The 16624-nt window shown below is 61.0% G+C and carries 11 protein-coding genes; 8 read left to right on the top strand and 3 right to left on the bottom strand.

Annotated elements, in window-relative coordinates; all coding sequences use genetic code 11:
- Positions 1-877 precede the first annotated feature (877 nt).
- Positions 878-2278, top strand: a complete 1401-nt coding sequence (locus tag ACUIAH_RS04540) for an NCS2 family permease (RefSeq protein WP_024627443.1) — start codon at positions 878-880, stop codon at positions 2276-2278.
- 190 nt (positions 2279-2468) lie between these two features.
- Here the strand turns inward: ACUIAH_RS04540 and ACUIAH_RS04535 are convergent, their stop codons facing one another.
- The 3 genes from ACUIAH_RS04535 to trxA form a co-directional block, all read right to left on the bottom strand.
- Positions 2469-6311, bottom strand: coding sequence for an RCC1 domain-containing protein (locus ACUIAH_RS04535; RefSeq protein WP_445340483.1), 3843 nt, complete (start codon positions 6309-6311; stop codon positions 2469-2471).
- Positions 6312-6580: 269 nt separating this feature from the next.
- Positions 6581-7588, bottom strand: a complete 1008-nt coding sequence (locus ACUIAH_RS04530) for a G5 domain-containing protein (RefSeq protein ID WP_445340482.1) — start codon at positions 7586-7588, stop codon at positions 6581-6583.
- A 149-nt stretch (positions 7589-7737) separates the two neighbouring features.
- Positions 7738-8082, bottom strand: a complete 345-nt coding sequence (gene trxA / locus ACUIAH_RS04525; protein ID WP_045923993.1) for a thioredoxin — start codon at positions 8080-8082, stop codon at positions 7738-7740.
- A 171-nt stretch (positions 8083-8253) separates the two neighbouring features.
- On the opposite strand from trxA, the gene ACUIAH_RS04520 reads away from it, so the two are divergent.
- The 7 genes from ACUIAH_RS04520 (at position 8254) to ACUIAH_RS04490 (ending at position 16569) form a co-directional block, all read left to right on the top strand.
- Positions 8254-8883, top strand: a complete 630-nt coding sequence (locus tag ACUIAH_RS04520) for an NUDIX hydrolase family protein (protein WP_101431990.1) — start codon at positions 8254-8256, stop codon at positions 8881-8883.
- Between the two features lie 23 nt (positions 8884-8906).
- Positions 8907-9764, top strand: a complete 858-nt coding sequence (locus ACUIAH_RS04515; protein WP_445340481.1) for an alpha/beta fold hydrolase — start codon at positions 8907-8909, stop codon at positions 9762-9764.
- Entirely contained in the window at positions 9761-10798 is a 1038-nt protein-coding gene (gene nudC, locus ACUIAH_RS04510; RefSeq protein WP_445340480.1) for an NAD(+) diphosphatase, read from the top strand. The genes ACUIAH_RS04515 and nudC overlap by 4 nt, the downstream gene beginning before the upstream one ends.
- 81 nt (positions 10799-10879) lie before the next feature.
- Positions 10880-12484, top strand: a complete 1605-nt coding sequence (locus ACUIAH_RS04505; protein WP_445340479.1) for a L,D-transpeptidase family protein — start codon at positions 10880-10882, stop codon at positions 12482-12484.
- Positions 12485-12523: 39 nt separating this feature from the next.
- Positions 12524-12937, top strand: a complete 414-nt coding sequence (gcvH, locus tag ACUIAH_RS04500; protein ID WP_024627451.1) for a glycine cleavage system protein GcvH — start codon at positions 12524-12526, stop codon at positions 12935-12937.
- Positions 12938-12947: 10 nt separating this feature from the next.
- Complete coding sequence (locus ACUIAH_RS04495) at positions 12948-14138, top strand: App1 family protein (RefSeq protein WP_445340478.1); 1191 nt, start codon at positions 12948-12950, stop codon at positions 14136-14138.
- 7 nt (positions 14139-14145) lie between these two features.
- Entirely contained in the window at positions 14146-16569 is a 2424-nt protein-coding gene (locus tag ACUIAH_RS04490; protein ID WP_445340477.1) for a S9 family peptidase, read from the top strand.
- The last annotated feature ends 55 nt before the right edge of the window (positions 16570-16624 follow it).

The raw sequence follows: 16624 nt of genomic DNA, 5'->3' as shown, positions 1-16624 counted from the left end.
ATATGTTTTATGTATGACTTGATGGAACTACAAGAACGCTGCAGGCACTTTCCCTGAAGGCTCCATAAGTCATCACCCCTTATCTCAGATTTTGAACCAACACTAGGATTTCGGCCTTCCAGACCAAACACAACGAAGCCCCATACTTCCTCACCCACGGCACCCCCTATTAATTTCCAGTCTCAGATCATGCAAGCTGCTGATAGGTACCGAGATCCTGTTCAGAACGTGAAAGAATCCGTAGGCTTCACCACCACGGGATTCAACTGGAGCAAAGTGCTGTGAATTGTAGGGTCATACCTTGAAGCATGGCGATAAGGCGCACTCTGCTTAGGCGGTAGCCTTTCGCATATTGCACGATTAGTCCGGGCCATACTGGGTATGGCTTGTGGTCATATATTAAAGGAGTCTGTGAATCACAGATCAGGATACGAGTTAGAACTTCCTGGTTTCGTTGGAAGGATCCGAAGCCGATTTAGATTAAATCATGCACCCGGCAACACGGTCCTTCATCAGCAGCATCATTCCACGAGTCAAGCTGCAACAGTCTGGACAGGCATCGCACAAACTCTGTATTTCATGGAAACAAGGTTGCGCACCATTGAAAACAGAGATGAAAGCTAGAACACATCTGTCGGGAAAGCTTTTGACATCCCAATAGCTTTCTGATTTCACTAGCACAACACCTAGGTACCACCAGTGACTGGGACGAGTTCCACGTATCAGTCAAATACTCTGAAATCGCAGACTAACGGGCACAAATCTTGGCGTATAACTCTAGAGCTCAATAGGGTGGGGGACTTGTAACAGAAAAAGCCGAGAGCTCGTGATATTCTTTCCTTGTCTCATCGCCAAATAAGACAATAAGGAATCGAATATGCATAAGCTATTTCGGCTTTCGGATAATAATACCACAGTCTCTACGGAAGTGGTAGCAGGCATCACCACCTTCTTCGCCATGGCTTACATCATCGTGGTGAATCCCTCGGTGCTCTCTACAGCGGGCATGCCCTGGGGCGCTGTCTTTCTCGCCACTCTGATCGCTGCCATCATCGGCACCCTGATCATGGGGCTGGTGGCCAACGTGCCCTACGGCGTGGCGCCAGGAGTCGGGTTGGATGCCTTCTTCACCTTCACCGTGGTCAAGGGGCTGGGCTTCACCTGGCAGCAGACCATGTGCATGGTCTTCCTGTGCGGCCTGATCAACATCCTGGTCACGGCCACCAAGCTGCGCAAGATGATCATCCAGGCCATTCCACCCCTGCTTCAGCACGCCATCGGTGGTGGCATCGGCGTCTTCATCGCCTATGTGGGTCTGCTCAATGTGGGCATCATCAAGTTCACCCCTGACAAGACCTCGGCGGCCGGCGCCAACCCTGGGCTGACCACTTTTAACACCCCTGGGGTCATCCTCTTCGTCATCGGCTTGCTGCTGACCGTCTTCCTGCTGATTTTCAAGTTCAAGGGTCACCTGGCCTTCATCAACAAGGGCGCCTTTGTCATCGCCATCATCGTGGTCACCCTCCTGGGCATTCCCATGGGGGTTACCAGCATGGCCAAGTCGGTCGATCTGGGTCAGGCCTGGTCACAGTTGCCGCAGACCTTCCTGGCCATTTTCAGCCAGGATGGATTCCCTGCGCTCTTCTCCGACCCGGCCAAGCTGCCAGTGGTTCTGGTGACCATCTTCGCCTTCTCCCTGTCGGACACCTTCGACACCATCGGCACCTTTGTGGGCACCGGCCGGCGCTCAGGCATCTTCTCAGCCGAGGACGAGCAGGCTCTGGAAAACGGCCGAGGCTTCAGCTCCAAGATGGATAAGGCCCTGTTCGCCGATGCTACGGCGACCTCCATCGGCGCCCTCTTCGGCACCTCCAACACCACCACCTATGTGGAGTCCGCAGCGGGCATCGCAGCTGGTGGCCGAACCGGCCTGACCTCGGTGGTTATCGCCGCCTGCTTCGCGCTCAGCGCCGTCTTCGCTCCCTTGATCTCGGCTGTGCCTTCGGCGGCCACTGCACCCGTCCTGGTCATTGTGGGCTGCATGATGATGAGCTCCTTCGCCGAGATTGAGTGGGGCGAGCTGTCTGAGGCCATTCCGGCCTTCTTCACGGCCATCTTCATGGGCTTTGCCTACTCCATCTCCTATGGTGTGGCCGCCGGCTTCATCACCTACTGCCTGACCATGGTCTGCAAGCGCAAGGGCAAGGAGGTCCACCCCATCATCTGGGCGGTCTCTGCCCTCTTCATCCTGGACTTTGTGCTTCAGGCTGTGCTCTGAGCCAGTTTTAGAATTACGAGCTCTCCACAAGCAGCATTCTTCAGAACCATTGTTCAGCAGTGCGGTTCGTCGTCATGCTGTTGTCAGGTTGACCTGACTGTTTGAGGGTGCGCAGAGAGCAAATCAGGCACAGAGACCGCAGCAGGGCCCCGACACCTTTTAGTGGCGGGGCCCTGCTCGTTCGTGCATGTCAGTGCTTGTGCCGAGCGGCTGCTTTTCCGCCTTGTGCGCTTTGTGCTTCAAGGCGTTGCCGGTTGGCGGCCAGGCCAGCGACTGCGGCCAGCAAGCCGGTTAGGATGGTCACTAGGATGCCTGCCTCTCCGGTCAGGGGGAGGATGCCATAGTGGATGAAACGGAAGGCATTGGTCTCATCGTTGGGTTGTGGAGCCCCATTGAGCGTCCAAGCGATGCTGACAGTCGTGTCGCCGGCCTGGTGGTTCGGCGTCAGCACAGTCCAGGCGCCGTCCTTCTGCCCCGTGGAGCTTAGGCTGGTTCCTGAGGTGCCTCCGAATTGTACTGCGGACGGGGTGCCGAGTCTGAAGGGGAAGAGCACGTTGACAGGAGAATAAGTTGTTTGTGTCGCGTTGTTTCCCAGCCTTCCTTGGCTGTTGTTTCCCCACCCCAATGTGCTGCCGTTGGAGGCGATGGCCAGGGTGTGGCCAGTGCCGGCGCTGACCTTGACGAAGTGGTCAATGCCTGATGGATTGCTCATCCTGGTTGGTTTGTTTAGGCTGCCTGTGCCTCCAGTCCCCAACATGCCTGTTGAGTTTTGACCCCAGCCCCAGATGCTTCCATTCTGGTCCAGAGCCAGCGAATTGCCGCTAACTCTGCTGCCTGTCAACTGCGTGAACGTGCTGACGTTTGCAGGCATGGCTACCAGAGATGGGGCAGTCCTTGTGGTGGTGTCGCCCAGGCCGAGCTCTCCATTGCTGTTCCCGCCCCAGGTCCATAGACGTCCCAGATCATCAAGGGCGGAGGAGTGGCCGTTGCCGGCAATGATCTGAACAGGCTTGAAGCCGCCTGTCGGGTTGGTGCCCGGCTTGGCCTGGACAGGTGTGAAGGTGTAGCTATTAAGCGCCACATCGCTCGTATTGCCCAGGTCACCGTTCTGGTTTGATCCCCAGCCCCAGGCACGGCCCTGGGTGTCGGTCGCCAAAGAATGTGAGCCGCCCGCACTGACCTGTGCATAGCGGAATCCCGTCGTCTCACCTTGCGGGGTTGCGACCTGGACGGGTCTGGTGGTGATTCCTGTCATCGCCACAGTGCCAGAGGAAACACCCAGTTTGCCGAATTCATTGGATCCCCAGCCCCAGGCTCTGCCTTGCCCGTCTACGGCGAGGACATGAGTGATTCCAGCACTGATGCCGGTGAGGCTGAAGCTTGTTGCCGTCATCCCGCTTGGGGCTTGCACGCGAATCGGGCTTGAACTGTATGCAGATGAGCCATTGGTAGCAATGGTATTGTTGCCCAGCTGTCCGGAGCTGTTAAGACCCCATGCCCAGACGTGGCCCTGGTCATCCAAGGCCAATGAGAAGGCCTTTCCTGCACTGACCTGTGTGAATCGGTTCACGCCTGTCGGCTTGGGAATCTGAACCGGGGTCAAGCGGTCCGTTGTGGTCCCATCGCCAAGCTGTCCGTATTTATTGGCACCCCAGGAATAGACGTTCCCATCCGATCCGAGAGCCAATGAATGATCATCGCCGGCACTGACCTGGTTGAACCTAATGCCTCGCGCTGCAGGTGGAACCAGGGTCACCTTGGTCTGACCGCTGTCGGGACCCTGTTTGGGAGAGGTGGTCCATTGACCGCTGCCTGCCGTCCAGTGGGCTGTCAGTTTCAGGGGACCCTTGACGGGGGAAGAAAAGTCGTAGGCCGCATCGCCGTTGAACCAGCCATCAAATAGGAAGCCGGGACGGGTCGGGTCTTGATCCGGTCTGGAAGCCATTTGGTCTTCGATGACCGACTGACTGGTGGGCTGGCTGCCGTCGGCCTTGTCGAAAGTGACGACATAGGTAGGCGGGTCATAGATGTAATCCAGGATGTCATCGGGTTGCGGACCATAGAGATTCCAGGTGATGGCCGTATCCACTCGCCCCTTCCTATGAGCTGGTGTCACCACCTGCCAGTTTGTACCTGCTTTTTTGAGATTGCTGCCCAGTGTTTGGTCGAATTTGACCGCAGTAAGCTCCGGTGTAAGCGGGAATGCCGCCAGACCCGGTGTCAGCCTCTTGGCTTTGCTGTTGTCGTAACCTGTGGGAATGGTCGGATCACCTAGTTGGCCCCCGCAGTTCCATCCCCAGGTATACAGGTTTCCGTCTGACCCCAGGGCTAAGGATTGCTCCCAGCCAGCGTAGAGCTGAACCCAGCTGGTTTCCTCCCCGGCCACTGATGGTTTCGGCTTTTGCACAGGCCGGGGTCTGATGACGGTGCTGGTCTCGCCGGTGGGGACGTCCGGAAAGCCCAGCTCGCCGTACCGGTTGACGCCCCAAATATAAAGATTGCCATCTGAACCGATGCCCATGCTGTGGTAGTCCCTGCCCATGACCTGCTTCCAGGTGAATCCTGCAGGTGTCCCAGCTGGGCGAGGTATAAGCGTAGGTACATGCCTGTCTGTGGTGGTGCCGTCTCCCAGGCGCCCGCTGTCATTCCATCCCCAACCGTAAAGATCCCCATTCGTAGTGATGGCGAAACTGTGGTCGGCTCCTACGCTGAATTGCGAGAAGGTGACCCCATTGGGCTGAAGGACTTGGGTGGGCGTCAAACGATCTGTGGTGGTGCCGTCTCCTAGGCGCCCATAACTGTTCCATCCCCAGGCATACAGTTTTCCGTCGGATCCCATGGCCAAGCAGCTGTATCGTCCCGTGGTCGCCCGGGTAAGAGTGATTCCCGCCGGCTTGCTGACAGGGACGGGTTTAGTGCTATATGCAGCTGGATTGTTAGGACCTCTCGGAACGCTGGTATTGCCGAGTTGTCCATATGAGTTCAGTCCCCATGCATAAAGATTGCCGTCTGATCCCAAGGCCACAGTATGGTCCCACCTGGTGTTTGCCTGCTTCCAGGTAAATCCAGGCGCGGCCCCATCCGGCTTTTTCACCGGAGCAGGTCTGTTGCGGTTTTCGGTAGTTCCATCGCCCAGCTGTCCAGAAGCATTGAATCCCCAAGTGTAGAGGTTGCCATCCGAACCCATAGCAAGGGCTGAATGATCACCAGCATCTACCTTCGTGAAAATGAATCCTGCTGGTACATTTGCTGGTTTGGCTACTTTTATTGGGGCTTGGTGATCGATGTTTGTGCCGTCGCCCTGTTGACCGTAAGCATTTTTGCCCCAGGAATAGATGTTGCCGTCCGATCCTAAAGCCAGTGACTGGGTGGATCCTGACGTGATCTGTGAGAATTTGATCCCCCGTGTTGCTGGGGGAGTCACCGTCACGGTGGTGCCCCCTGATATAGCTCCATGTGCAGGTGCCAGGGACCAATGGCCATCGCCTGTTGTCCATTTTGCGGTCAGCTTCAGGTTGCTGGTGACGGGCTGGTTGAAGTCATAGGCTACCTGGCCAATGAACCAGCCGTCAAAGAGGTACCCGTGCCTGGTGGGATCGGTCGGCCGTTTCGCCTGACCTTCCGAAGGGACGGTCTGAGTGTTAGGGGTCGTTGTGTCAGCTTGTGCCGTGTCAAAAGTGACCGAACATTGATTATTTAGACAGGGGCTTGTCGACCGGGTGGAAGGAGCAGGGCTTGCTGAGCCTAGTGAAGTGGGGGATGGAAAGGGGGGAGAAGGTGTTGTTTGGATAGGGGAATCCAGCTTTTGAGTTACTGTTGGCGTTGGAGCATTAGGGGGAGCTTGGGTTGAGCTAGGTATATTAGGGGTCACCCCCTCAGCTTCATTTTCCGTGCTTTGCGATGCTGTTGGGGACGCGGTTGCATCCGCCTGCGCCAGGTCAATCCCCGAGAGATTTCCCAATATCAACACTGAGGCGATAATGGCTGCAAGAGAAGCTACGCAGCATGCACGATTCCTATATGACGATTGCATACAGTCCCCTTTGAAAGCAACGGCGCATGCAACGTGGCATCTGCATCCCCAGCTCAATCCCCATGGCCAGCGTGCATGACGTTTCAATCAAAGTCAGCTTATATCATATGGCTCTGGAATACCAAGTCCTCGGTGATGCCTTTCCTTTTGCCTCGACGGTCGGATAGTCGGCAGGAAATTGGGATTGGTTGTTTCGTATATACAAAAAGAACTTCCGGCAAACCGAAGAAGCCTGCCGGAAGTTCCTGATTGAGTTTTATGAAAAGGGATCAGTACCAGTTGGATGACTGGGATTGGGCCCACGCGCCACAGGGATTGCCGTAACGGCCCTGGATGTAGCCCAGTCCCCAGACGATCTGGGTGTGGGCATCGGTCTGCCAGTTGGGGCCAGCCGAGGCCATCTTGCTACCGGGCAATGCCTGGGGAATGCCATAAGCGCCCGAGGGGTTGGCGGCATTGGTCCGCCAGCCGGATTCCTTGTTCCACAGCTGCACCAGGCAGGTGAACTGGTCTTCGCCCCAGCCGCGGGAGGTGACCAGATCATGGGCGATGCTCTGGGCTTCGCCTACAGGGGTCGTGGAGGTGGTCGAGCCGGACTGCGCAGGGGTGCCGCCGCCAGTGCCCACCAGGATCACCTTGTCCACGGGGACTGTCTTGACGAAGGATGCGAAGATGTTGCTGGTCAGGTGCTTGTTGCCGGCTGCGGTGACCAGGCTGGTGGTCTCCATGACGCCGTTCTGTCCCTCGGTCTTGACCTTGGTGGTGCCCGACGGCAGGGAGTCGGTCTTCTCCTCGATGGTGTTGAAGGGGATGGGCGATTCATCCGTCTTGACCTGGGCGTTGGCCCGGTCGATGCGGATGACGGTCTTCTCGCTGACCCGGCTGGTCAGCGAGGGGGTGATTTGGTCGCCCGGCTGCAAGGTGATGTCTCCGGCCTCCAAGACCGATTTGACATTGGTGAAGCCGTTGCCCAGCACCACCTTGTTCTTCCCGTTGATCTGCACATTCACATATGAGGTATCGGAGTTGGCACCGCCCGCACCATTGCGGATGGCCTGCCTGGTGCTCCCACGGGATACCGTACCAAGGCCCTGGGTGGCTGAATACGATGCCACTCCTGCCTTGGCGGAACTCTCGTTGGAAGTGTAAAAGTCGCGCGAGACAAAGCCCGCGCCAATAACCATGCCGAGAGCGGTGACACCGGCAGCCAATCGCAGCCACTGACGCTTGGTCAGAGCCTTGACCGCACTCATCCGTCCTCTACGGTGGTTCGCCATTACTCTCCTCTGTTGGACCGACAGATCCTCAGTGATCAGTCGACTGGTCAGTTCCTATCGACCGCACGCTTCCGGCAGCGCCGAAAGGGTCACTGGACAAACACAGCTCTACTTTAGTGCAAACCTGCCTTGGAACCAACTCGACCGGCTCAGACCTGTGCCGGGGTTGACAAATCGGCCTTGCGTGCCTGGTCGATCAGGTCGTCCAGGTCAGAAGACCTGAGAGCACCAGCCTGCTTGAAGATGATCTGCCCCTGCTTGGTGATCATCAGTGTGGGCACCGCCTGGATGTCGGCGGCCGCGGCCAGATCCTGGTTCTGGTCGATGTCCACCTTGCCGAAAACGATGTCGGTGTTGGCCTGCGAAGCCTTCTCGAAGATGGGGCCGAAGGCCTTGCAGGGTCCGCACCAGGTGGCCCAGAAGTCAATCAGCACCAGGTCGTTGTCCTTGATGGTCTGCTCGAAGTTATCCGAAGTAATAGTCGTGGTGGCCATGATAACGCTCCTTGAAGTAGTTTGACTGACGCGCGGGAAGCTCCCGTGCTTAGCAACCGCTTTCAATCCTCAGCATTCCATCAAGGCTGGAGAAAGCGCCCGAATATGCTCTGGGTGGAGATGTCCGGCGGGGTCCTGCGGGCGGTCAAGCCTGGTACGGATAATGGAACCATGCCAGTGCTGAACGACGAGATTCCCGATGATGACGACTTCGATGCCGATCGCGACCGTGGCGCCTTCTCCCACATCACACCAGAGGACTTCAACCGAGGCTTTTCGGGTTCGAATCCCCCCGGATGGCTGGACCGTGACGCCATCGACCGTGCGCGGCGCTGTCTGCCCATGCCCTATGTAGAGGTAGTGCCGGTTCGCGTGGATGAGATGAGCGCCGTCACCCAGGTGGGTACCCTTCTGCGCGTGGATGATCAGGGCAATATCGAGCGCACCCTGATCACCGGACGGATCCTCTACCATGAGACCATCAGGGAGGCTCTGGCCAGAAACATCGCCAAGGATCTGGGCCAGCTGGCCCTGCCTGTACTGCCTGCCAGCCCCCAGCCCTTCACTGTGGCTGAGTTCTTCCCCACGCCAGGGGTCTCGGAGTATTACGATCCGCGCCAGCATGCCATCGCTCTGTGCTATCTGGTGCCGGTGGCCGGGGACTGCAAGCCCCAGGATGAGACCTTGGATGTGGAGTGGATCGATCCCAAGGGCGACATGCTGGAGTCCTTCATAAGCCAGATGCCCGGCGGGCACGGCAAGGTGCTGATGAGCGCCCTGACCTGGGCCGGTGCGCTGTGAATCGCGAATCCTTGGAGGCGAGCATGACCATTGCCAATACCGTATATCGCCATGGGGAGGGATTGCCGCTGGTGCTGGTCCATGCTTTTCCCGTGGACCACCGCATGTGGGATCGCTGTGCGGCCTCGCTGATCGACCAGGCGGATCGTGCGGGTATGGCCCCCTTCCCTGTCTATGCTCCGGATATGCCCGGGGCAGGCGATTGCCCCCTGCCTGGGCCAGCGTCCTGTGGCCCGGCAGACTCTGATGGCGCCCTGCCTGGCGCCCTGGATGCCATGGCTCAAGCCTTTGTGGACATGATCGCCGCCACGGGGGCGCAGAAGGCCATCTGGGTCGGGCTTTCCATGGGAGGCTACCTGGTCGAGGCCGTGGCCAGGCTCTATCCGCAGACGGTGGCCGGGCTGGCCCTGTGCGACACCACCATGATGGCTGACCGTCCGGCCTCCAGGGCCAACCGCCTGCAGATCGCCAGAACCTGCGAGGTGGAGGGGACGCTGGATCCGGTCATGCACTTCGCCAGGCCCCAGGAGGGCGATTCCACAGTCAAGCGCTCGCCCGCCTTCGTGCAGACCATGACCGAATGGATACAGTCCCAGGACCCCCGGGGCATCGCCTGGCGGGAACGGATGGCTGCAGGCCGCCCGGATCAGAGCGGCCTGGCCGGCAGCATCAGAGTGCCCGTGGCCCTGGTCAGCGGCCGCTGCGATCCCTCCAGCCCTCCACACGCCATGGAGCCTCTGGCTCAGGCCATGCGCCAGGCTGGAACCGACGTGACTTTCACCGCCGTCGACGACTGCGGCCACTTCAGCGCCGTCGAGCATCCCGATCAGGTGGCCGCTGCCCTGCTGGACCTGGTTCATCGCGTAGGGAGGCAAGCATGAGCGATCCTGAAACGGTCTTCTCCCCGCTGGCCCTTACCGGGCCCCTGCCCTTCCTGCCCCTGGCTCAGGGGGACGTGGACTATGACACGGCATCGCGGCAACAGCCCGGGCTGCTTGACCATCTGCTGGAACAGGAAGGCACTGGGGTCATCCTGGTGCGGGGCGAGAAGGTGGCCGTGCCCAGGGGCAAGGCGGCCTTGGCCTCTCGCACCGGGGCCAGCATCCGTCTGGCTACCCTGCCTGCCGCATACTTGCGGGGTCCTCTGGGAGGCTCGACGGGCCAGTCTGAGCCTCCCTGCTACTACCTGGGGACGGCCGACCGTCAGTCCTGGCTGGCCCTGGATCTGAATCTTGCCTGCGCTGGTCGGGCTGTCCAGGACCCTCTTCGTGACCTGGCTCAGGCCGCGGACCAGCGCTTCGATTGGCTCGCCCTGCGCGAGTACGCTCCTCATGGCCGTCCGCGGCAGGTGGGCCTGGCAACCTGCGCGGTCGCCCTGTCAGTGTGGCATGGACGCCAGGCCTTCTGCCCCCGCTGCGGCGCTCCGGTCCATCCTTGCCAGGCCGGATGGGCTCAGATCTGCCAGGGGAGTGCATCAGGAGACAGGCACACGCTCTTTCCCCGCATCGAGCCCGCAGTGATCACGGCCGTGGTGGACAGCCACGATCGGCTTCTGCTCCAGCACAATCGGCAGTGGGCTCCCGGTTTTCGTTCAGTCACTGCTGGATTCGTCGAGGCCGGGGAGAATCTGGAGCATGCAGTCCGGCGGGAGACCCTGGAGGAGGTGGGCCTGAACCTGGGGGAGATGCGGTACCTGGGCTCCCAGCCCTGGCCCTTCCCATCCTCTCTGATGGTGGCCTTTAGAGCCAGATCCCTGAATACGGACATCCGGGTGGATGGTCAGGAGACCGATGACGCCAACTGGTTCACGCGGGAGGAACTCGGCGCTGCCTTGGCCTCGGGCCGGTTGCGCATACCCCAGACGGCCAGCGTGGCCAGGTACATGATTGAGCAATGGTATGGCAGCGAGCTCTGACCCATTTGGGAAGTCCCGTGCTTTCGGACCTGGTCCTGTCGTAAGATATTACAGGGAACTGTAAGCAGCGAAAGGTGTGCTATGGCCATGGAGGGGCAAGAAGAGCCTCGTATCTCGGACGTCGACCAGGCCGAAACTGTGACCATGCCGCCGGCGACCGGTGACGGGCCCGACCCTGTGGACCTGTCCGCTGATAAGCAGGCGAATCGGGCACTAGGCGCAGGTCCCGCCCACGAGGCCCAGTCGAGCCGTCATCGGGGGCGTACCATCCTGGCCCTGCTGCTTCTGGCTGTGCTGATTCTGGTAGGGTGCTGGTTCGGCGCCCGTGCCTTCTTCCGTGATCGGGTGGCCCCCGGCGTCACCTTGGGCGGAAAGATGATGATGGGCCGGACCAGCGACCAGGTCCGTCAGATCGTCGATCAACAGGTGCGTGACTCCCAGGTGGAGCTCAAAGGCGAAGGGGCCTCCGCCCGGGCCGGGCTAAAGGACTTGGGTGTGAGCGTGGATCAGGATGCCACGGTCACACGGGTCATGACTGCCAAGGGCTCTGCAGGCCTCTCCCGGCTCAACCCCTTCCATAGCGAAGCTGTACCCTTGGTGGCCGAGCGGGACCAACTGGCCATGAATAAGTATCTGACCGAGCACTTCATCGACCGCCAGGACCGTTCCGTCCCCTCTACCATCGTCTTTGATTCCGGCGCCCACGCTTTCAGGGCCCAGGAGGGGCGTGGCGGCAAGGGGCCCGAGCTGGGCCGTGTGCAAAATGCTGTCTCCTCCCTGATAGACAAGCCCGGCAGGCGGCTGGCCGTAGGGTTGGTCTACAAGGACGTGGGCATGCCCATCAGCCTGGATACGGCCAATCAGGTGGCTTCTCAAGCCAATCAACGGCTGGCCAAGGACCTGGTCATCAAGGGGACCGATGACGATGTCATGACTGTTCCGGCCGCCACCGTGGCCACCTGGGTCAAGCCGGTGACAGACCTCGGCAAGGGGACCATGGAGCTGGGCTTCGATCGGCAGGCCATCCAGCAGTATCTGGACCAGGAGCTGGCCCGGCATCTGGATCGGGATATGGTCACCGCCGTCAACGTCAAGAACACCAAGGGCGAAGTGGTGGCTGAGACCACCAAGGGTGTGGACGGGGTCCGGGTTTCGGATGTACCCGCCACAGCTGATCTGGTCGTCAAAGCTCTGGTCCAGGGTGACGCGAACCCGGTTCAGGCGCGTGCCGATGTCACCCCGCATAAGGAGCAGACACGTGTGGCCCGCTACGACGTGCCTGACGGTGACACCTGGATCCAGGTCAACCTGAGCGATCAGACCGCCACCGCCTACCATGGCACCACCGAGGTCAAGACCTTCCCCATCTGCTCGGGTAAGCCCTACGATGGGGACCAGTCAGATACCGGCACCTTCTTCATCAACGTGCGTTACACAGTCCAGACCATGCGCGGCCCCGGCTACGTCTCGCCCAATGTCAGATGGGTCTCCTACTACAACGGCAGCGAGGGCTTCCATACGGCCGACTGGAACTACGGGGGCATCGCCAAGGGCGACCCCACCCACTACGGATCCCACGGCTGCATCAATATGTACGAGCAGGATGCCAAGTGGATCTACGACAACGCCCCGGCCGGGACCATGGTCAAGGTGGAGGGGCAGGTTCCGCCGGGTCCGGCCCGGTAGATGCACCTGTCACGGCAGACGGTCGAGTAGGCTGGAACCATGAGCGATGAACACAGTGATGGAACCTCCCGTTTGGACGTGCCCGACCACCTGCGGTATTCCCAGGATCACGTCTGGATCGACCCCAGTCAGTCTCCTGCGCCTATGGGCGTGACCGAATATGCGGCGGACCAGTTGGGAGACCTGGTATTTTTGGATCTGCCCGAGACCGGCACCCACGTCGATGCTGGCGACGAGGTCATCGAGCTTGAGTCCTCCAAGGCGGTGGAGCCGGTGGTTTGCCCAGTGGCGGGCACCATCGCCTACGTCAACAGGGCGGCCTCGGACGATCCTGAAGTCATCAATTCAGACCCTTATGGGGAGGGCTGGATAGCCAAGATCGACCTGGAGGATGACGAGCCCGATCTGATGAGCGCCGAGGAGTACGGTCAGCTGCTGAAGAGCCTGAACTGACGGTTCGGATATGACCAGGCGATCCGGCCGTGACGGAGGGCCCCTGCGGGTTCGATCGGTCAGCACCACCTTCGATTCAGCTACGCCCGGGGAGGACATCCAGAGCAGACCTGCTCCGGTGCGTCTGCTGAGGCATCTGGTAACGGGCGCCTTCGACCTCTGGGTGGGCCTGTCCATCAATATGACAGGCCGCATGGGTTGGTCGGCCGACGTCCAACCCTATGTGGGTTATGGCACTGAGTCATACTCCCGGCTGATCTGTCGCACTATTCTGACCGACGGCCGCAGACGTGAGGATCCGGCCATCCGGGGCATCCGCGGTCTGCTGACCGTACCCGCGCCCAGGACCAGGGTCAGGCTGGCCATTGACAGCACCGCCATCGGGAGGGTCCAGGTGGGCGATTCCTCGGTCTACGATGCCGTTGATCCCAGCCGCAGCCTGAGCGCGGATGCGGTCTTCTCCGACCGATCGGGCTACCTTGATCTGGTGGCCGAGCATCGGCTGACCCCAGGCGTGCACCGGGTCTCCTACCAGGTGCGGGGCCGCCGGCCTGTGGATGCGCCGCTGTACATCGTGCCCGGTCAGACCCCTGTCGGCGTCATATCCGACGTGGACGACACCATCATGATCAGCCAGGTGCCCAATCATTGGAAGGCTGCTTGGAACCTGCTCCTGTCAAATCCGCACCGCAGGTCCTCGGTGCCGGGCATGGCCGTGCTCTACAACCGCATCCGCGACCTGGATCCCCGGATGCCCTTTTTCTACCTGTCGGCCTCGCCCTGGAATGTGGAAGGGTCCATACGCGGCTTCATTCGCGACCACGGCTTTCCGGCCGGCCCCCTGCTGCTGCGGGATCTGGATCCCAGGCCCAAGACTTTCGTGCCCTCCATCGTGCAGCACAAGATGGAGTTCATCCACCAGCTCATGGCCGACTTCCCTCGGATGCGCTTCGTGCTCATGGGCGATGACGGGCAGAGCGACCCCGCCACCTTCGCCCAGGTGGTGCGCCAATATCCGGACCGGGTCCTGGCCATCGGCATCCGCCAGCTGAGCCTCCAGGAGACCGGGTTGGGATCCTTGTTCAAGCGCACTGCCACCCAGCCGATGCCGGTGACGCAGGTGCCGGTCTTCTACGGGACCACGGGCGCCAACCTGATGCGAACCCTGCTGCCCTATCTGCGTCGTCGCGCCAGAATATAATCGCCCCATGAGTTTTTCGGCCGTCAATCCCGCGCCTCCTCATGCACAACGCCGTCCCGCTGATCGGTGCTTCCATGGGGATCACTTCGAAGATCCCTACGAGTGGATGCGCAACCGGGAGGATCCTGCCACCCAGGCCTATGTGCGCGACCAGAACAGCTACTGCCAGGAACGGCTGGCCGGCCAGAAGGGCCTGCGGGCTACCTTGCTCAAGGAGTTCACCGACCGGGTGCAGCAGACCGACATGTCGGTGCCAACCCGGATGCACGGCTACTGGTACTTCTCACGGACGCTCAAGGGCCAGGAGTACGGGGTGCAGTGCCGTCTGCCGGTGCGCGGCCAGAATGACTGGGATCCTCCAACGGTTCAGGCTTCATCGGCGCCCGGGTCCATACCGGGCGAGGAGGTCATCTTCGACGCCAACGCCGAGGCGGAGGGCTACGACTTTTTCTCCCTGGGTTGCCTGGATCTGAGCGCCGACGGTCGATGGATGCTCTACGGGCTGGACACCAGGGGCAACGAACGCTACGACCTGCGCATCCGGGATCTTTCCCAAGGCCGAGACCTGCCTGATCGGATCGACCAGGTCTCCTCCGGGGCAGTGCTGACCCCCGACGGCCGATGGGTCTTCTACACCGGCCTGGACAAGGCCTGGCGTCCGGACACGGTCTGGCGGCATAAGGTGGGCACTTCGGCCGACCAGGATGTCCTGGTCTACCAGGAGGGCGACGAGCGTTTCTGGGTGGGGCTGGGCCTCAGCTACGACGAATCCGCCATGCTGATTGCCACCGGGTCCAAGACCACCAGCGAGGTGCTCATGCTGGACCTGAAGGACCCGCAGGGCGAGTTTGTGCCCTTGATCCCCCGCAAGGAGGGGGTCGAGTACGACATCAGCCTGGCCAGATTCGAAGATGCCGGTCCGGCAGGGGAGGACCTGCCGGTGGCTGTGGTCTACCACAATGTAAACAACCCCAACTTCGAGGTGGATCTGATCGATCTGCGCAGCCACCGTCCGCCGTTTCGCCTGGGAGAAGGGGTGCGGCTGGCCCAGGGCAGCCCCTATGGCTGCGAGCGCTCCGGAGGCCTGGCCACCCTGCCGCCCGAAAAGCCCTACCATGACCCGGGCAATCCCGCCATTCTTCAAGGCGCTCGCGGGCTGGGAATCGAGGGGCTGGGCATCCACCGCAGCTTTGTGGTTCTGACCTACCGGGCCGACAGCCTGCCTCATATGGCTGTCATCGCCAAGGATCAGGCACTTGAAGATCTGCGGGCTGGTCGGCCCTGGCGCTTCCATGAGGTCCTGCCCGGCCAGGCCAGGGACGGCATTGACCGTCTCTACAGCATCGGCCCCACGGACAATCCCTCCTACCAGGCCCCCGGGCTGCGCTACATCCGGGGCAGCTATGGGACCCCGGCCGAGCTGCGCGAGCTGGACCCGGTCCGGGGCGTGGACCGGTTGCTCAAGCGGGCCCGGGTGCTGGGCGACTTCCGGCCCGAGCGCTACGCCGAGCGTCGGGTTCTGGTACGTGTCAGGGATGGGGCTTTGGTGCCGGTGTCTCTGGTCTGGCGTCGGGGCATGCATCCGGAGCTGGATGCCTGCGGGAGGACCGGGCCCGACGATACGGTCATCCAGGCTCCCGGAAACCCTGAACGCCGCCCATGGCCGGACCGTGATCCGGACAGGTCTGCACCCATGTTCATCACCGGGTATGGAGCCTACGAGATCAGCCAGGATCCGGGCTTCTCCACCGGTAGGCTCAGCCTGCTGGACCGAGGCGTGCTCTACGCTGTTCCCCATGTGCGCGGCGGCGGGGAGATGGGCCGCGCCTGGTACGAGCAGGGCCGCCGGCTGCACAAGGTCAACACCTTCCTGGACTTCATCGACGTGACTGCCGCCCTGCAGGCCCAGGGTTGGGCGGATCCACGTCATACGGTGGCCAACGGCGGGTCGGCCGGCGGGCTGTTGATGGGGGCCGTGGCCAACATGGCCCCTCAGCTCTATGCCGGCATCGAGGCGGATGTGCCCTTCGTGGATGCGCTGACCAGCATCCTGGACCCGGACCTGCCGCTGACCGTGACCGAATGGGACGAGTGGGGAGACCCCCTGCATGATCAGCAGGTCTACCGGTATATGCGCTCCTACTCGCCCTACGAGAACGTGCCTGACGCTGATAGCAGGCGCCGGCTCTTCGGCAGCGACCACTTCCCTGCCATCCTGGTGACCACATCCATGAACGACACCCGGGTGCTCTACGTGGAGCCGCTCAAGTGGGTGGCCAGGCTGCAGGAGCCGCAGGTGGGGGCCGATGCGCTGATCAGGATCGAGGTCCAGGCAGGCCACGGAGGCATCAGCGGACGTTACCGGCAGTGGGAGGAGCTGGCCTTCGAGAACGCCTGGTGTCTGTCCATCATGGTCCCTCAAAGCTGCTGAACCTGGCCTGTCCGGGATTCGGTCGGGGTCGGGAAAGGGCCCTGGCAGGCTCGTT

It is taken from the genome of Bifidobacterium sp. ESL0820, assembly GCF_052606235.1.
Note: the sequence above shows the minus strand (reverse complement) of the source record. Positions and strands in the feature narration are given on the sequence as shown.